The sequence below is a fragment of the Streptococcus sp. Marseille-Q5112 genome (assembly GCF_916700555.1).
Taxonomy (GTDB): Bacteria; Bacillota; Bacilli; order Lactobacillales; family Streptococcaceae; genus Streptococcus; species Streptococcus symci.
Genome location: NZ_CAKAKP010000004.1, coordinates 174,863 through 192,068, shown reverse-complemented (window position 1 = coordinate 192,068; position 17,206 = coordinate 174,863). Strand labels below are relative to the sequence as shown.

Genomic DNA, 17,206 nt, shown 5'->3' with positions numbered 1-17,206 from the left:
TTCTATCTTTTTCCCTAGCATCTTTAACTCATATTCCCGTTTTAGATTTCTTTAAGGTTTTTATTATATCCTGTAGAACTCTACAATTTAAAAACATTAACAATCTAGGTAGAGTAAACGTTCGTAAAAAAGGAGATAATTATGAAAAAACTACTGTTCTTTCTCTCTTGTGGATGGATATTTCTTACTTTATCAGGATGTTCCTCTGCTATAGAAGCGGAAACTAGTACTGAAAAAGATTCAGATAATACTTTGGTTGTCTACTCACCTAACCCTGAAGACCTTATCGAAGAAACAATCCCAGCCTTTGAAGAAAAATATGGTATCAAGGTTGACTTAGTACAAGCCAGCACTGGTGAATTGTTTAAAAAAGCTGAGGCTGAAAAAGAATCCCCTGTAGCTGATGTCATTTTCGGAGGCTCCTACGCCCTCTTCTCTTCTAACGAAAAACTTTTTGAACCTTATATTTCCCAAGAGAACGACCAGATAATCCCTGAATATCAAAATAAAACAGGATTCTACACACCTTACACACTGGACGTCAGTGTTATCATTGCCAATTCAGCCCTTACAAAAGATATTAAAATTGAAGGCTATAATGATCTACTCAATCCTAAATTAAAAGGAAAAATTGCTACTGCTGATCCAAGTAACGCATCTAGCGCCTTTGCACAATTAACAAACATGCTTGTAGATCAAGGTGGATACGAAAATGAACAAGCTTGGACCTATGTGAAAAATCTCTTTACCCTAGTAGATGGAAAGATTGCATCTAGCTCTTCAAATGTTTACAAAGCTGTCGCCGATGGAGAAATGGCTGTAGGACTCACCTATGAAGATCCTGCCTTAAAACTCTTAAACGATGGAGTTGATGTAAAAGTCATTTATCCAAAAGAAGGAACCGTCTTTTTACCTGGTAACGCAGCTATCGTCAAAAACGCCAAACATATGGAAAATGCTAAGAAGTTTATCGATTTCCTCCTTTCTCAAGAAATCCAAGATAAACTAGGAACTAAAACTACAATCAGACCCATTCGTAAAAATGCTAAAAGCAATAAAAATATGAAGGCTATGACAGAAATCAATGTTGCCACTGAAGATTCAGATTATGTCATCAAAAATAAATCCGCTATTCTTAAAAAGTACAATGATATTTTCACAGATATCCAATCTAAACAGTAAAAGAGGTTCACTATGAGTGAGATCAAAATTATTAACGCCAAAAAAATCTACCACGATGTCCCTGTTATTGAGAATTTGAACATTACGATTCCAAAAGGAAGTCTCTTTACCCTTCTTGGACCTTCAGGATGTGGAAAAACGACTCTTCTTCGTATGATTGCAGGATTCAACAGTATCGAAGGCGGAGAATTTTACTTCGATGATACAAAAATCAATAATATGGAACCCAGCAAACGCAATATCGGGATGGTTTTCCAAAACTACGCTATTTTCCCACATTTGACTGTCCGAGACAATGTTGCTTTTGGTCTTAAGCAAAAGAAGGTTCCAAAAGAAGAATTGATTCAACAGACCAACAAGTATCTTGAACTCATGCAAATTGCTCAATATGCGGATCGAAAACCTGATAAACTCAGTGGTGGACAACAACAACGTGTCGCCTTGGCACGTGCCTTAGCAGTTAATCCAAGTGTTCTCCTCATGGACGAGCCCCTTAGTAATCTGGATGCCAAACTTCGCTTGGATATGCGTCAAGCCATTCGAGAAATCCAACACGAAGTGGGAATTACAACTGTTTATGTGACCCACGACCAAGAAGAAGCTATGGCTATTTCAGACCAAATTGCTGTTATGAAAGATGGGGTTATCCAACAAATCGGCCGACCAAAAGAACTCTATCATAAACCAGCTAATGAGTTTGTAGCAACCTTTATCGGACGCACAAATATTATCCCTGCCAATCTCGAAAAACGGAGCGACGGCGCTTATATCGTCTTTTCAGATGGCTATGCTCTTCGAATGCCAGCTCTTGATCAGGCTGAGGAGCAAGCCATTCATGTAAGTATTCGTCCTGAAGAGTTTATCAAAGATGAATCTGGAGATATTGAAGGAATTATTAGCGATAGCGTCTATCTTGGACTGAATACTGAATACTTCATCGAAACAGGATTTGCCTCAAAAATTCAGGTTAGCGAAGAATCAACTTTTGAAGAAGATCTACAAAAAGGCGATCGTATTCGTCTACGAATCAATACTCAAAAATTAAATGTCTTTTCTGCAAATGGTTCACAAAACCTGATAAAAGGAGTCAACCATGGAACGTAAAAAACTAAATATTTGGACAGCCTCCTCTTTCTTCATCTTTCTTACTTATCTTGTCTTTCTCGTTTATCCTATCGTTACCGTGCTCAAGCAAGCACTCATACATGAAGGACAATTCTCACTAGCTAATTTTGTCACTTTCTTTAGTAAAGCTTACTACTCTGAGACACTTGTCAACAGTTTCAAGGTCTCCATTACCGCTACTGTCACTTCCTTAGTCGTAGGAACCCTATTAGCTTATCTCTTCTCTATGTATGACTTCAAGGGAAAGAAATTTCTACAAATATTGATTATCATTGCTTCTATGTCAGCTCCTTTCGTGGGAGCCTACTCCTGGATTCTCTTGCTGGGACGAAATGGGGTAATTACTAAATTCCTGACAAATTCTCTTCATCTTCCAGCTATCGATATTTATGGATTCAAAGGAATTGTACTTGTCTTTACACTGCAACTATTCCCACTGGTATTTCTATACGTTGCTGGGACAATGAAAAGTATTGACAATTCTCTACTTGAAGCCGCTGAAAGCATGGGGTCCTTCGGATTTAAGCGTATCGTAACGGTTGTTTTACCTCTCCTAGTTCCAACCTTACTAGCAGCTGCCCTGCTTGTATTTATGAGAGCATTCTCAGACTTTGGAACGCCTATGTTGATTGGTGAAGGATATCGGACTTTCCCCGTCTTGATTTATACCCAATTCATTAGCGAGGTTGGAGGAAATTCTGCTTTTGCATCTGCTTTAGCAATTATGGCGATTATCATTGCCTTGGCGATTTTCCTTATCCAAAAATACATCTCAAACCGCTACAGTTTCAGCATGAATTCGCTCCATCCAATTGAGCCTAAAAAAACTACAAAAGGAAAAATGGCTGCCATTTATGTAACAGTCTACGGAATTATCTTGTTCTCTGTTCTACCTCAAGTCTACTTGATTTATACTTCTTTCCTAAAAACATCAGGTATGGTATTTGTCAAAGGTTATTCTCTAAACAGTTACAAGGTGGCTTTCAATCGTATGGGATCTGCTATTTTCAATACCATTCGTATCCCTTTGATTGCCTTAGTTCTAGTTGTCCTATTCGCAACATTTATCTCCTACCTAGCCGTTAGAAAACGGAATTTGTTTACAAACTTAATTGACAGCCTCAGTATGGTCCCTTATATTGTACCAGGAACCGTTCTAGGGATTGCCTTCATTTCTTCCTTCAATACCGGTCTATTTGGAAGTGGATTTCTTATGATTACAGGAACTGCTTTCATCTTGATTATGTCTCTATCTGTCAGAAGATTACCCTATACTATTCGCTCATCTGTTGCTAGCTTGCAACAAATAGCACCAAGTATTGAAGAAGCTGCTGAAAGCTTAGGAAGTAGCCGTCTCAATACCTTTGCCAAGATTACAACTCCAATGATGCTATCTGGTATTATTTCTGGAGCTATCCTATCTTGGGTTACAATGATTTCAGAACTCTCTACTTCTATCCTCCTCTACAATGTCAAAACAAGAACAATGACTGTAGCCATTTATACAGAGGTTCTCAGAGGGAATTACGGTGTAGCCGCAGCCTTATCAACTATCCTGACTGTTCTAACAGTAGGTTCCTTGCTCTTGTTTATGAAAATCTCTAAAAGCAATAGCATTACACTTTAGTTTTCCCCATCAAAAACAGCCGAAAGGATTACTTCGGCTGTTTTTTCTTATTTTGATATTCCTACTAGATTCCTAGTTCATTGCAAGCAAGTCTAGACTAATTAAATAGAGACTTCCTCCATCTTCTCACGTCCTAGTTGTCGGTAACTACTGTCACCGACAACTTCTACGCTAAACTGGCCGTCCTCATATTCAAGTATCGTCACGCTACCATTATCGAGACCATGCGGATGCATGCCATTAATCAGATACACAATGGTTCCAATGGTCATTCCGTGGCTCACGACTAGGGCATTGCCCCCACCTTGCTCTTCCATTTCTTTGGCAATCGCTTCAAAACCTTCCTTGATTCGGCCACTGAGTTTTTCCCATCCTTCAGCCCAACCAGCTGTATCGACCTCTACCAACCCCTCAGCCAGTTCAGCATAAGACAATTGGTGAACATGATCCACATTAAAGATACGAGGAATAATGCCCATGAAAAGATCACCATCATAAGCTCCGTCAAAGCTACCAAAACACCATTCTCTGATACGTTTGTCCATGCGATAAGGGATTTTCCCCTGCAAACCAAGTTCTTCAAGAATAATTCCCATTGTCTGAATGGTGCGGCCAGAATCACTGGAATAAGCGCGATCAAACTGTAGACCAGATTCTCGCAAACCGATTCCTAATTCTTGAATCCCTCGCTCACCTTCAGCCGTTAAAGGAGTATCGCTCCAACCTTGCGCGCGACCAATCGTGTTAAACATAGTCTTGCCATGACGTACCAAATACAATCGTACTTTTACCATTTTCCGTCCTCCGTTTGCTTCTATTATATCATGGATGATAAAACAAAAGCCACCCAGACAGGTGACTTTTGCAGGAGATTATTATGAAAAAGTTTAGGAGTTCTATTAAATAAAGATATTAGATGAAAATCAAATTCAAACTAAATCAGTGTTATCTGTTTCAAATAATATTAGGAGGTCTTTATTTAATGATTATAGTATATACATCCAACCTTAAATAGAACTTAAAATTTCTCCTATTTTCTTAATTTTTAAAACTATGAATTGGTGCTGGGATTTGTCCCCCACGAGAAATGAAATCGACAGACGAAGCCCCATTGACTTTCATAACAGGTGCAGTTCCTAATAGGCCACCAAACTCAATCATATCTCCTTCTTTTCCTTTTGGAATGATACGAACAGCCGTTGTCTTCATGTTAATGACACCAATTGCAGCCTCATCCGCAATCATAGCTGCAATGGTTTCAGCAGGAGTATCTTCTGGGATGGCAATCATATCCAAACCAACGGAACAGATAGCCGTCATAGCTTCTAGTTTTTCCAAATTAAGAGAGCCATTTTGCACTGCAGCAATCATTCCTTCATCCTCTGAAACAGGGATAAAGGCACCAGACAAACCACCAACTTGGTTGCAAGCCATAACTCCGCCCTTCTTAACTTGGTCGTTCAAGAGAGCCAAGGCAGCCGTCGTTCCATGCGTACCAACTGTCTCTAGCCCCATTTCCTCAAGGACACGTGCCACAGAGTCTCCAACTGCAGGTGTTGGTGCCAAACTCAAGTCCACAATACCAAACTCCACACCCAGTCTCTCACTGGCCATTTGACCAACCAATTGACCGATACGAGTGATTTTAAAGGCAGTTTTCTTGACTGTTTCTGCTACTACATCAAAGCTCTGTCCACGAACTTTTTCCAAGGCACGTTTCACCACACCAGGACCAGAAACTCCGACATTGATGATAACATCTGCCTCCCCAACACCATGGAAGGCACCCGCCATAAATGGATTGTCCTCAACAGCATTAGCGAATACAACCAACTTAGCTGCCCCCATATCAGATAGAGTTGCCGTTTCCTTGATAACTCGTCCCATATCTGCGACAGCCGTCATATTGATACCAGACTTGGTTGAGCCTATATTGACTGACGAGCAGACCTTATCCGTTTCAGCCAAAGCACGAGGAATAGAATTGATAAGAATCTCATCTCCCTTTTGATAACCCTTTTGTACCAAGGCTGAAAAACCACCAATAAAGTCCACACCAATCTCTTTCGCAGCTTTATCAAGTGCTTTTGCCAGAACCACATAGTCTGTCGCATCTGTCGCCGCCCCAATCAGAGAAATAGGAGTCACCGATACACGCTTATTAACGATTGGAATCCCCAACTCAGCCGCAATTTCATCGCCAACAGCCACTAAATTAGCTGCCTTGGTCCTAATCTTTTGATAAATTTTCTCCGCAGCACGATTGATATCCGGATCGATACAGTCCAATAGGGAAATCCCCATGGTAATAGTTCTGATATCGAAGTTTTGCTCCTCAATCATGGAGATGGTTTCAGTAACTTGTCTAATATCCATGATAACCTCCTAGATATTATACATAGCTTCGAAAATCGCTGCACTCTGAATGTTGATTTTCACATTCAAAATTTGCCCAAAAGCTTCAAATTCATTACGAAGATAGGTAAAATCTTGCTTTTTATCACTAGAGACGACAGCCATCATCGTAAAATATTCATCCAAAACAGTTTGAGAGATATCGTCAATATTCAAACCTAATTCTGCAATTTTGCCAGAAACACCTGCAACAATTCCAGATTTATCTTTACCAACAACAGTTATAATCGCTTTCATAAGCAAACTCCAATTCTTCTTTTAATAGGAAACCTGAACATTAAACAGGATTCTTTTCAAATAGTATAGCATAATTCTAACTAAAATACTCAAAAACGCCTGCTTACGAAGTTGTTCTTAAGAAAAAAACAATTTCGTAAACAAGCGTCTACTATCCCAACTTATGATGAGTGTTCCCGCTAGGACCAAGATCCTAGCGGTAGACCAGAGCTAGACTAAGAGCACAAGACTCCATCATCATAACACTCAACAAAATTGATGATTTTATACTAATTCGATGATCGCCATTGGCGCTGCATCACCACGACGTGGTTCAGTTTTAAGGATACGAGTGTATCCACCGTTACGTTCAGCATAACGAGGTGCGATTTCTGAGAACAATTTTTGAAGTGCTGTAGTAGAAGTGTACTTATCAGTTGCTTCATCATAGTTTTCAGATGCGATTTCATTACGTACGAAAGCAGCTGCTTGACGACGTGCATGCAAATCACCACGTTTACCTAGAGTAATCATTTTTTCAACAGTTTTACGGATTTCTTTAGCACGAGCTTCAGTTGTCACGATTGATTCGTTGATCAAAAGGTCAGTTGTCAAATCGCGAAGCATTGCTTTACGTTGTGAGCTAGTGCGTCCTAGTTTACGGTAAGCCATGTATTCCTCCTTTATTTATCTTTTAATCCAAGACCCAAATCAATGAGTTTGAGTTTCACTTCTTCCAAACTCTTGCGTCCAAGATTTCGTACTTTCATCATCTCTGCTTCAGATTTTTCTGTCAAATCATGCACAGTATTGATACCGGCACGTTTCAAACAGTTGTATGAACGCACAGACAAGTCCAGTTCCTCAATCGTACGATCCAAAATACGATCGTCAGATTCAGTGTCAGCTTCTTTCATCACTTCAGTTGACTTAGCAATCTCAGTAAGATTTGTAAACAAATCAAGATGTTCTGTCAAAATACGTGCTGAAAGCCCTAAAGCATCTTCTGGAATAATTGTTCCATTTGTCAAGATTTCAAGGGTTAATTTGTCAAATCCATCATTGCTACCTACACGAGCAGGTTCCACTTGATAGTTGACTTTTGTAACTGGTGTATAAATAGAATCTACAGCAAGTGTTCCAACTGGTGCATTATCTTTTTTATTTTCATCAGCAGGTACATATCCACGACCACTGTTAACAGTCATAGTCGCTTTTAGCGAAGAACCTTCACCGATTGTAAAGAGATAATGATCTGGATTTACAATTTCAATATCGCTATCTGTCAAAATGTCACCAGCTGTTACTTCAGCAGGACCTTCAACATCCAGTTCGATGATTTTTTCGTCTTCAACGTACGATTTCACTGCAATTCCTTTAATGTTCAGAATGATTTGCATCACGTCTTCACGAACACCTGGAACTGTGTCAAACTCATGTAACACACCATCAATATTGATAGATGTCACAGCTGCTCCTGGTAGAGAAGCTAGAAGTACACGACGAAGAGAGTTACCAAGAGTTGTACCGTAGCCACGTTCAAGTGGTTCGATTACAAACTTGCCATAATCTTTATTTTCATCAATTTTTGTTATATTTGGTTTTTCAAACTCGATCATTTAGTTACTCCCTCTTAAACGAAAAGCAGTGTAATGCGATGATTATACACGGCGACGTTTTGGAGGACGAGCACCATTGTGTGGCACTGGAGTCACATCACGAATTGCTGTTACTTCAAGACCAGCGGCAGCAAGCGCACGAATAGCTGACTCACGACCAGAACCTGGACCTTTTACAGTAACTTCAACTGATTTAAGACCGTGTTCTTGTGCAGATTTAGCAGCAGCTTCAGAAGCCATTTGAGCAGCGAATGGTGTAGATTTACGAGAACCTTTGAAACCAAGAGCACCAGCTGATGACCAAGCAATTGCATTACCATGCACATCAGTAATCATAACAATAGTGTTATTAAATGTAGCGTGAATATGAGCAATACCAGATTCGATATTCTTTTTCACACGACGTTTACGTGTTGGTTTAGCCAAGACTTTTACCTCCTATATTATTTTTTCTTACCAGCAATCGCAACAGCTTTACCTTTACGAGTGCGAGCGTTGTTTTTAGTGTTTTGTCCACGGACAGGAAGTCCACGACGGTGACGGATACCACGGTATGAACCGATTTCCATCAAACGTTTGATGTTCAAGTTTACTTCACGACGAAGGTCACCTTCAACTTTGATTGCATCCACTTCACGACGGATAGCATCTTCTTGATCTGATGTAAGATCACGTACACGAACATCTTCTGAGATTCCAGCAGCAGCCAAAATTTTCTTAGATGTTGCAAGTCCGATACCATAAACATAAGTCAATGAGATCACTACGCGTTTGTCATTTGGAATGTCAACTCCAGCAATACGAGCCATGTTTTCTCCTTTCTATCTTATCCTTGACGTTGTTTGTGTTTTGGATTTGCTGGGCAAATTACCATAACACGACCATTACGACGAATAACTTTACAGTATTCGCAAATTGGTTTGACCGATGGTCTTACTTTCATTTCTTATCCCTCCAAGTTTTTCGATTATTTAAAGCGGTAAGTGATACGTCCACGTGTCAAGTCATATGGACTCATTTCGACAGTAACACGATCTCCCGCTAAAATACGAATATAGTTTTTACGAATTTTACCAGAAACTGTTGCTAAAATCTGATGTCCATTTTCAAGTTCAACCGTAAACATTGCATTCGGCATTGTATCAACTACTTTGCCTTCAACTTCAATCACATCGTCTTTTGCCACGCAAAAGCACCTCCATAAATTTCGATTCGATGCCTCTAGACACAGAGACAACAATTATAAGTCAGACTATCTCAGTATAACATTTGTAGCGGATTTTTGCAAGTGTGAAAAACGCTTTATTTCAAATTTGTCAATACTTTTTCGATATCTGAGAAGACATCATTGATATCTTGATTACCTTCGATGTCATGAACCAAACCTTTGGCACGGTAATGAGCAATGATTGGTTCTCCTTGAGCAATATTTACATCCAAACGACGTTTTACTGTCTCAGGCTTATCATCTTCACGTTGGTAGTAATCTTCTTCTTTATAGTCAACTGGTGGGTTAAAGACCTTGTGGAAAGTTTCTCCAGTTACGCGGTGGATGATACGGCCACTCAAACGTTCCAAGAGGCTGTCAGGGTTCACTTCAATGTTGATGACGCCTTCTAGTTCAATGCCAAGTTCAGCCAATGTTTTGTCCAAGGCATGAGCTTGTTCGATTGTACGTGGGTAACCATCCAACAAGAATCCTGTTTCTTTAATATCATCTTGTGAAAGACGTTCTTTTACGATCCCATTTGTAACTTCGTCAGGAACCAATTCACCCTTGTCAATGTATGACTTAGCAAGAACACCCATTTCAGTTTGATTTGCCATAGCAGCACGGAACATATCACCTGTTGAGATATGTGCAACATGGAATTGTTCTACGATTTTTGCTGCTTGAGTTCCCTTACCTGCACCAGGTAAGCCCATAATCAAAAGATTCATGATTTGATCTCCTTATTTTATTTTTAAATAGAAGCAAAAAGTCTTTTCACCCCTATTTAAAAACAAAATAGAAGAGGGGAGACCAAACTCTCACTAATGTTAGAGTTAAACCTCCACTCCCTCAGCATTTACTGACTTAGTAAATACTTTTATTCTGTTCTGTCCATGAAACCAACATACTTACGTTTCAACAGGTAACCTTCCAATTGTTTGATTCCTTCAATACCTGTAGAGATAATGATCAAAAGACTAGTTCCTCCAAAAGCAACTGCCTCTGAAAGTCCGAAAACGTCTTTTGCTACGATCGGTAAAATAGAAATCACACCAAGGAAGAGAGAACCAACAGTTGCAAGACGACGAAGAAGTTTAGACATATATTCTTCTGTACCTTTACCAGGACGAACTCCATGGATATAAGCACCGCTCTTTTGTAAGTTTTCTGCCGCTTTTTCAGGATTAATCTGTACAAACGTATAGAAGAATGTAAAGAGAATAATCAACAAAGCATACATGGCAATACCAGTTGGTGAAGTTGTTGCCAGCATTTCTTGTGCTGTTCTTACCCAGGCCCAATCATGACCTGTGGCGCTCAAAAACTGAAGAATAGCCGCAGGCGCTGCAGTGATCGAACTTGCAAAGATAACAGGGATAACTCCAGCAGGGTTTACCTTCAAAGGAAGGTAAGAGCTAGATGGAGCACCTTGTGCAACCTTAGTATATTGGATTGGAATTTTGTATTCTGCTTGTTGAACATAAGTTGTAAAATAAATGATCAACAATACAGTAATAATCAAAATGATTACGAAAATGATAGATGAGTTAATACGGCTACTTGGGACGTTAACAAAGTAGTCCACATAGATGCCCTGAATCATCTCTGGAATTGAGGCAACAATCCCGGCAAAGATAATCATAGAAACACCATTTCCGTACCCCTTATCTGTAATTTGCTCTCCCAACCAAGTCACAATCATACTACCAGCTGTTAAGATGATACCAATCATGATAAAGACTTGTGGAGTAAGAGCTGTTTTCAACAATTGAGCTCCGGCTAAAGTATTAAAACCAGCTGTAATCCCGATAGATTGCACAAAAGCGAGAACTAGAGCAATATAACGAGTAGCTTGATTCAATTTTCTTCGACCTACTTCCCCTTGTTTACCCCACTCTACAAATTTGGGTAAAATATCCATTTGCAAGAGTTGGACAACAATAGAGGCCGTAATGTAGGGGCTAACACCAAGAGCAAAAACTGAGAAGTTTTTCATGGCATTCCCTGACACCAAGCTCAACATGTTTAAGAAGGATAATCCACTTAAAGCATTCAAGCTATTGGCATTCACACCGGGAACTGTAATGCTAGTTCCGATACGAAAGACCAGAACGATAAAAATTGTAAATAAAATTTTTGATCGAACCTGCTTAACTTTAAGAGCTTCTCTTAATAATTTAAAAAACATAGGTCACCTCTCTTAGATGACTTCTACTGAACCACCTTTAGCAGTGATAGCTTCTTCAGCTGATTTAGAGAATTTAGCTGCTTTCACAGTCAATTTCTTAGTCAACTCACCGTTACCAAGAATTTTAATACCTGATTTTTCAGCTTTAACAATTCCTGCTTCGATAAGAACAACTGGAGTAACTTCAGCACCATCTTCAAAGACGTTCAATTGGTCAAGGTTCACAATTGCGTATTCTTTAGCGTTGATATTAGTGAATCCACGTTTTGGAAGACGACGGAACAATGGAGTTTGTCCACCTTCAAAACCAAGGCGAACTCCGCCACCGCTACGAGCTTTTTGACCTTTTTGACCACGACCAGATGTTTTACCGTTACCTGATGAAGTACCACGACCAACGCGGTTACGTACTTTACGAGAACCTTCTGCAGGTTTCAATTCATGAAGTTTCATTTTTATTTTCTCCTCTTTTGTAAAATGCTAGCGCCGATAAGGGAGAAAAGGTTGTCTCCCCCATCAACTCGCCTATACGACGTCATCATAGATGACTATATCTAGTTTTAGGGGATGGTATAGTGCACATCCCCTAAAAATTCATTAGTTTACTTCTTCAACTGTTACCAAATGAGATACTGCAGTGATCATACCACGGATAGCAGCGTTATCTTCTTTAATAACAGAGCTGTTCAATTTGCCAAGTCCAAGTGCTACAACAGTTTTACGTTGTGATGGAATGCGTCCGATTGGAGACTTAGTCAAAGTAATTTTAATTTGAGCCATTTTATCCCCTTTCTTATGCCAAATCAGAAACTGAAATACCACGAAGGGCAGCAACTTCTTCAGCGCGTTTTAATTGTTTCAAACCTTCAACAGTTGCACGAACAATGTTGATTGGAGTGTTAGAACCAAGTGATTTAGATGTAATATCTGCCACACCTGCCAATTCCACAACGGCACGAACTGCACCACCAGCGGCAACTCCAGAACCTTCTACAGCAGGTTTCAACAATACTTTAGCTCCACCGAATTCTGAAAGAACTTCGTGTGGGATTGTTGTTCCAACCATAGGAACTTCGATCAAGTTTTTCTTAGCATCATCTACTGCTTTACGGATTGCTTCTGGAACTTCTTGAGCTTTACCAGTACCAAATCCTACGCGACCGTTGTGGTCACCAACAACAACAAGAGCTGCGAAACGAAGACGACGTCCACCTTTAACAACTTTTGTAACACGGTTGACAGCAACTACGCGTTCTTCTAATTCAACTGCATTGTCTTTAAATGCCATTTTCTAGTGTCCTCCTATTAGAATTTCAATCCGTTTTCACGAGCTGCATCAGCCAAAGCTTTCACACGTCCGTGATATAGATATCCACCGCGGTCGAACACCACTTCTGAAATACCTTTAGCGTTTGCACGTTCTGCAACGAGTTTACCGACAGCAACGGCTTGTTCAGTTTTAGTTCCTTTTGAAACTTCTTTGTCAAGAGTTGAAGCACTTGCGAGCGTTACACCCGCTACGTCATCAATCACTTGAGCGTAGATGCCTGTATTAGAACGGAATACGTTCAAACGTGGGCGATCAGCAGTTCCAGAGAGTTTTCCGCGAACGCGACGGTGGCGTTTTTGGCGGAGTTTGTTTTTATCTGGTTTTGAAATCACAGTTTTCACCTCTTTAGTTTTAAATCGTGTGCTATGCACAAAGTTGGAAAATAGGTTGGTGGTTGATGATCAACCACTCAACATTATTTACCTGTTTTACCTTCTTTACGGCGAACGAATTCACCAACGTAACGGATACCTTTACCTTTATATGGCTCTGGTGAACGAAGGCTACGTACGTAAGCAGCCGTTTGACCAACTACTTCTTTTGAAATTCCGCTAACAACGATTGTTGTTGGGTTTGGAAGTTCAAAAGTAATTCCTTCTGGAGCTTCAACTTCGTCTGGATGAGATTTACCAACAGCCAAAACAAGTTTAGATCCTTGAAGTTGTGCACGGTAACCAACCCCGCGCATTTCAAGTTCTTTCTTGAATCCTTCTGATACACCAACAACCATGTTGTTCAAAAGGGCACGAGTAGTTCCGTGGATAGTTTTCATTTCTTTTGAATCGTTTGGACGGTGAAGAGTTACTTCAGTACCTTCCACACAGATTTCAATATCTTTTGAGAACTCACGAGTAAGTTCTCCTTTAGGTCCTTTTACAGTTACAACGTTGTCATTGTTAGTGAGTTCAACACCAGCAGGCAACACGATAACTTTATTACCAATACGTGACATGTTTATTTTCTCCTGTTAAATTGTCAGGCCAAGACGGCCAGTTTTCACGGGGTTCAGATACTTATTTAGTTCAAGAGCTGAACTGAACACGCTCTAAGAACTGTGCAAAATAGATAAGTTGACTTGTTTGTAAACAAGCTTCTCCAACTTCCTAATTTTGCTTTGTTCTTTACAAGCTTTGTATCTTGATTTTACCAAACGTAAGCGATAACTTCTCCACCAACATTCTTTTGGCGTGCTTCTTTATCAGTAAGCAAACCTTCAGAAGTTGAAAGGATAGCAATTCCAAGTCCGTTAAGAACTTTTGGAAGGTCTTCACGTTTTTTGTAGACACGAAGTCCTGGTTTAGAAACACGTTTCAAGTTAGTGATAACTTTTTCACCGTTTGGTCCGTATTTAAGGAATACACGGATGATGCCTTGTTTGTCATCTTCGATGATTTCAACGTTTTTTACAAAACCTTCGCGTTTAAGGATTTCAGCAATCCCTTTTTTGATGTTTGATGCAGGTACTTCAAGTACTTCGTGTTTAGCTTGGTTAGCGTTACGAATACGAGTTAGGAAGTCTGCGATTGGGTCAGTCATAACCATTTTGTTTTTCTCCTCTTACTAGTAGTTTGCAAGTTGCACTTGCTAGTTAATACATGATACAAAGAGCGTAACAGCACGAGCAAAAATAGGCAATTTGATGCAGGAGCGATGCTCCAAAGCAAATTGGTCTTTTTTGCCAAAAGCTGTAGCTCGTGTTCAAATTGGCAAATCCAACTGAACCCGGGCTAAACTCTGTGTGAAAAAGATAAACTTTCCTAGAAACTTCAGTTTCTTCGTCAAGTTTCCTATTTTCACTTGGAGTTTTGACGCCCTTGATATCTTAAATTACCAAGATGCTTTTGTTACACCAGGGATTTGTCCTTTGTAAGCTAATTCACGGAAGCAAACACGGCAAAGTTTAAATTTGCGGTAAACTGAATGTGGACGACCACATTTTTCACAACGAGTATAAGCTTGAGTAGAGAACTTCGCTGGACGTTTGTTCTTAGCAATCATTGATTTTTTAGCCATTAGATTTACCTCCTATATTATTTTGCAAAAGGCATTCCAAGGCCTGTAAGCAATGCACGTGACTCTTCGTCAGTGTTAGCAGTTGTTACGATAACGATGTCAAGACCACGAGTTTTGTCAACGTCATCGAAGTTGATTTCTGGGAAGATCAATTGTTCTTTCACACCAAGTGTGTAGTTTCCGCGTCCGTCAAATGATTTTGTTGGAACACCATGGAAGTCACGTACACGTGGAAGTGAAACTGAAACCAATTTATCCAAGAATTCGTACATACGTTCACCACGAAGGGTAACTTTTGCACCGATCGCAACACCTTCACGAAGACGGAAGCCGGCGATTGATTTTTTAGCTTTAGTGATAAGTGGTTTTTGACCTGAGATAAGTGCCAATTCTTCAGCAGCTTTTTCAAGGCTTTTAGCGTTTGATACAGCTTCACCAACACCCATGTTCAAAACGATCTTATCTACTTTAGGCACAGCCATCACTGATGAGTAGTTGAATTGTTCTGTCAAAGCAGGAACTACTTCATTAAGATATTTTTCTTTTAAACGATTTGCCATTATACTTCTCCTTTCCTTCGTGATTAATCAAGCACTTCGCCTGATTTTTTGTTGTAACGAACTTTTTTACCGTCTACAAATTTGTAACCAACACGACCAGCTACACCATTTTTGTCCAAAACTTGAACGTTTGATACGTGGATAGCTGCTTCTTTTTCGATGATACCACCTTGAGGAAGCTCGTTAGTTGGACGTTGGTGTTTCTTAACGATGTTAACACCTTCAACGATAACTTTGTTTACTTTTGGAAGGGCAGTAAGGACAACAGCTTCTGTTCCCTTATCTTTACCAGCGATTACGCGAACTTTGTCGCCTTTTTTTACAAACATTAGGTTTCTCCTTGATTTTTCTTACGCCCATAAGGGCACCCTAGCTTGAAGCTAGGGGACTAGTTTGTTTCTAAAAATTAAAGTACTTCTGGAGCAAGTGACACGATCTTCATGAAGCCACCTTCACGCAATTCACGTGCAACTGGGCCAAAGATACGTGTTCCGCGAGGAGTTTTGTCTTCACGGATGATAACTGCTGCGTTTTCGTCAAATTTGATGTATGAACCATCAGCACGACGAGCACCTGATTTAGTACGAACGATAACTGCTTTAACAACGTCACCTTTTTTAACCGCACCACCAGGAGTAGCTTGTTTTACAGATGCCACGATAACATCACCGATGTTTGCAAATTTACGTCCTGAACCACCAAGAACTTTGATAGTCAAGATTTCGCGAGCACCGCTGTTGTCTGCGACTTTCAAACGAGTTTCTGTTTGAATCATTTCAGTTTTCTCCTTTCAGGTTTGATTAGATGATGACCGCTTCTTCAACAACTTCTACAAGACGGAAACGTTTTGTAGCTGAAAGCGGACGAGTTTCCATGATACGTACGATATCGCCTTCTTTGGCAACATTGTTTTCATCATGAGCTTTGTATTTTTTAGAGTAGTTAATACGTTTACCATAGACTGGGTGGTTACGTTTTGTTTCAACTACAACTGTGATTGTCTTGTCCATTTTGTCAGATACAACACGTCCAACAAGAACTTTACGATTATTGCGTTCCATTGAAATTTCTCCTTCCCTAGTCTATTATTTCGCTTCAGATTGAACTGTTTTGATACGAGCGATTTGTTTTTTAACTTCTTTCAAGCGAGCTGTTTGTTCCAATTGACCAGTAGCAGCTTGGAAACGAAGTTCAAACAATTCTTTTTTCAATTCGTTTTCGCGCTTCGCGAGTTCTTCTTGAGAAAGACCACGAAGTTCTTTAACAAATTCTTTTACTTCATTAAGTTTCATGCCTTCTCCTTATTCTGCTTCACGTTTTACGAATTTACATTTAACTGGCAATTTATGGCTAGCAAGACGAAGTGCTTCGCGTGCAATCTCTTCAGATACACCAGCGATTTCGAACATCACTTTACCACGTTTAACTGGTGCTACCCAACCTTCAGGTGCCCCTTTACCAGATCCCATACGCACACCGATAGCTTTAGCAGTGTATGATTTGTGTGGGAAGATTTTAATCCAAACTTTACCACCACGTTTCATGTAACGAGTCATGGCGATACGAGCAGCTTCGATTTGGCGGTTAGTGATCCAGTGGCTAGTTGTAGCTTGAAGACCGTATTCACCGAATGCTACTTCTTTTCCACCTTTTGCTTCACCGCGCATTTTTCCACGGAATTCACGACGGTGTTTAACACGTTTAGGTACTAACATTGG

General features: G+C 40.0%; 27 protein-coding genes. 3 read left to right on the top strand and 24 right to left on the bottom strand.

Annotated elements, in window-relative coordinates:
• Window positions 1-141 precede the first annotated feature (141 nt).
• The 3 genes from LG372_RS04205 to LG372_RS04195 are packed head-to-tail and all read left to right on the top strand — an operon-like array spanning window position 142 to window position 3,934.
• On the top strand, window positions 142-1,182 hold the full coding sequence (locus LG372_RS04205) for an ABC transporter substrate-binding protein (protein WP_225742195.1): 1,041 nt from the start codon (window positions 142-144) through the stop codon (window positions 1,180-1,182).
• 12 nt (window positions 1,183-1,194) lie between these two features.
• Entirely contained in the window at window positions 1,195-2,286 is a 1,092-nt protein-coding gene (locus tag LG372_RS04200) for an ABC transporter ATP-binding protein (RefSeq protein WP_225742194.1), read from the top strand.
• Window positions 2,276-3,934, top strand: a complete 1,659-nt coding sequence (locus LG372_RS04195) for an ABC transporter permease (protein ID WP_225742193.1) — start codon at window positions 2,276-2,278, stop codon at window positions 3,932-3,934. Before LG372_RS04200 ends, LG372_RS04195 begins: the two co-directional genes overlap by 11 nt.
• 101 nt (window positions 3,935-4,035) lie before the next feature.
• Here LG372_RS04195 and LG372_RS04190 read toward each other — a convergent pair whose 3' ends face one another.
• The 24 genes from LG372_RS04190 to rplP form a co-directional block, all read right to left on the bottom strand.
• On the bottom strand, window positions 4,036-4,728 hold the full coding sequence (locus LG372_RS04190; RefSeq protein ID WP_023946791.1) for a histidine phosphatase family protein: 693 nt from the start codon (window positions 4,726-4,728) through the stop codon (window positions 4,036-4,038).
• Between the two features lie 244 nt (window positions 4,729-4,972).
• Window positions 4,973-6,310 carry a PFL family protein gene (locus LG372_RS04185; RefSeq protein WP_000354926.1) on the bottom strand — a complete coding sequence of 446 codons (1,338 nt, stop codon included), beginning with the start codon at window positions 6,308-6,310 and terminating at the stop codon, window positions 4,973-4,975.
• Between the two features lie 9 nt (window positions 6,311-6,319).
• Window positions 6,320-6,586, bottom strand: coding sequence for an ACT domain-containing protein (locus tag LG372_RS04180; RefSeq protein WP_000644129.1), 267 nt, complete (start codon window positions 6,584-6,586; stop codon window positions 6,320-6,322).
• A 264-nt stretch (window positions 6,587-6,850) separates the two neighbouring features.
• Window positions 6,851-7,237: a 50S ribosomal protein L17 gene (gene rplQ, locus LG372_RS04175; protein ID WP_000331493.1), complete on the bottom strand. Its 387-nt coding sequence runs from the start codon at window positions 7,235-7,237 to the stop codon at window positions 6,851-6,853.
• A gap of 11 nt (window positions 7,238-7,248) precedes the next feature.
• A complete protein-coding gene (locus tag LG372_RS04170; protein ID WP_000568988.1) occupies window positions 7,249-8,184 on the bottom strand; it encodes a DNA-directed RNA polymerase subunit alpha in 936 nt (311 codons plus the stop codon).
• A gap of 42 nt (window positions 8,185-8,226) precedes the next feature.
• Entirely contained in the window at window positions 8,227-8,610 is a 384-nt protein-coding gene (rpsK, locus tag LG372_RS04165) for a 30S ribosomal protein S11 (RefSeq protein WP_001118385.1), read from the bottom strand.
• A 17-nt stretch (window positions 8,611-8,627) separates the two neighbouring features.
• A complete protein-coding gene (gene rpsM, locus LG372_RS04160; protein WP_000090781.1) occupies window positions 8,628-8,993 on the bottom strand; it encodes a 30S ribosomal protein S13 in 366 nt (121 codons plus the stop codon).
• A 17-nt stretch (window positions 8,994-9,010) separates the two neighbouring features.
• Complete coding sequence (gene rpmJ, locus LG372_RS04155) at window positions 9,011-9,127, bottom strand: 50S ribosomal protein L36 (protein ID WP_001808836.1); 117 nt, start codon at window positions 9,125-9,127, stop codon at window positions 9,011-9,013.
• Between the two features lie 24 nt (window positions 9,128-9,151).
• Window positions 9,152-9,370, bottom strand: coding sequence for a translation initiation factor IF-1 (infA, locus tag LG372_RS04150; protein WP_001029883.1), 219 nt, complete (start codon window positions 9,368-9,370; stop codon window positions 9,152-9,154).
• A 116-nt stretch (window positions 9,371-9,486) separates the two neighbouring features.
• On the bottom strand, window positions 9,487-10,125 hold the full coding sequence (locus tag LG372_RS04145) for an adenylate kinase (RefSeq protein ID WP_001050436.1): 639 nt from the start codon (window positions 10,123-10,125) through the stop codon (window positions 9,487-9,489).
• 149 nt (window positions 10,126-10,274) lie between these two features.
• Window positions 10,275-11,585 (bottom strand): preprotein translocase subunit SecY, encoded by a 1,311-nt coding sequence (gene secY, locus LG372_RS04140; protein ID WP_000465403.1) that lies wholly within the window; start codon window positions 11,583-11,585, stop codon window positions 10,275-10,277.
• 12 nt (window positions 11,586-11,597) lie between these two features.
• On the bottom strand, window positions 11,598-12,038 hold the full coding sequence (gene rplO / locus LG372_RS04135) for a 50S ribosomal protein L15 (RefSeq protein WP_000766087.1): 441 nt from the start codon (window positions 12,036-12,038) through the stop codon (window positions 11,598-11,600).
• A 144-nt stretch (window positions 12,039-12,182) separates the two neighbouring features.
• Window positions 12,183-12,365, bottom strand: coding sequence for a 50S ribosomal protein L30 (gene rpmD, locus LG372_RS04130; RefSeq protein ID WP_000057241.1), 183 nt, complete (start codon window positions 12,363-12,365; stop codon window positions 12,183-12,185).
• Window positions 12,366-12,378: 13 nt separating this feature from the next.
• On the bottom strand, window positions 12,379-12,873 hold the full coding sequence (gene rpsE, locus LG372_RS04125) for a 30S ribosomal protein S5 (RefSeq protein ID WP_000874202.1): 495 nt from the start codon (window positions 12,871-12,873) through the stop codon (window positions 12,379-12,381).
• A gap of 17 nt (window positions 12,874-12,890) precedes the next feature.
• Window positions 12,891-13,247, bottom strand: coding sequence for a 50S ribosomal protein L18 (gene rplR / locus LG372_RS04120; protein WP_000624044.1), 357 nt, complete (start codon window positions 13,245-13,247; stop codon window positions 12,891-12,893).
• A gap of 83 nt (window positions 13,248-13,330) precedes the next feature.
• Entirely contained in the window at window positions 13,331-13,867 is a 537-nt protein-coding gene (gene rplF, locus LG372_RS04115) for a 50S ribosomal protein L6 (RefSeq protein WP_225742192.1), read from the bottom strand.
• A 191-nt stretch (window positions 13,868-14,058) separates the two neighbouring features.
• A complete protein-coding gene (gene rpsH, locus LG372_RS04110) occupies window positions 14,059-14,457 on the bottom strand; it encodes a 30S ribosomal protein S8 (RefSeq protein WP_000245504.1) in 399 nt (132 codons plus the stop codon).
• A gap of 285 nt (window positions 14,458-14,742) precedes the next feature.
• Window positions 14,743-14,928 (bottom strand): type Z 30S ribosomal protein S14, encoded by a 186-nt coding sequence (locus LG372_RS04105; RefSeq protein ID WP_001085697.1) that lies wholly within the window; start codon window positions 14,926-14,928, stop codon window positions 14,743-14,745.
• Between the two features lie 17 nt (window positions 14,929-14,945).
• Window positions 14,946-15,488: a 50S ribosomal protein L5 gene (gene rplE, locus LG372_RS04100; RefSeq protein WP_000013542.1), complete on the bottom strand. Its 543-nt coding sequence runs from the start codon at window positions 15,486-15,488 to the stop codon at window positions 14,946-14,948.
• Window positions 15,489-15,511: 23 nt separating this feature from the next.
• Window positions 15,512-15,817 (bottom strand): 50S ribosomal protein L24, encoded by a 306-nt coding sequence (rplX, locus tag LG372_RS04095; protein ID WP_000497691.1) that lies wholly within the window; start codon window positions 15,815-15,817, stop codon window positions 15,512-15,514.
• A 77-nt stretch (window positions 15,818-15,894) separates the two neighbouring features.
• A complete protein-coding gene (gene rplN, locus LG372_RS04090; RefSeq protein ID WP_000616545.1) occupies window positions 15,895-16,263 on the bottom strand; it encodes a 50S ribosomal protein L14 in 369 nt (122 codons plus the stop codon).
• Between the two features lie 25 nt (window positions 16,264-16,288).
• The gene (gene rpsQ / locus LG372_RS04085) at window positions 16,289-16,549 is read right to left on the bottom strand and encodes a 30S ribosomal protein S17 (RefSeq protein ID WP_000440801.1); all 261 of its coding nucleotides are present in this window, start codon (window positions 16,547-16,549) and stop codon (window positions 16,289-16,291) included.
• 24 nt (window positions 16,550-16,573) lie between these two features.
• Window positions 16,574-16,780, bottom strand: coding sequence for a 50S ribosomal protein L29 (gene rpmC, locus LG372_RS04080; protein WP_000772918.1), 207 nt, complete (start codon window positions 16,778-16,780; stop codon window positions 16,574-16,576).
• Window positions 16,781-16,789: 9 nt separating this feature from the next.
• Window positions 16,790-17,203, bottom strand: coding sequence for a 50S ribosomal protein L16 (gene rplP / locus LG372_RS04075; protein WP_000960946.1), 414 nt, complete (start codon window positions 17,201-17,203; stop codon window positions 16,790-16,792).
• Window positions 17,204-17,206 lie beyond the last annotated feature (3 nt).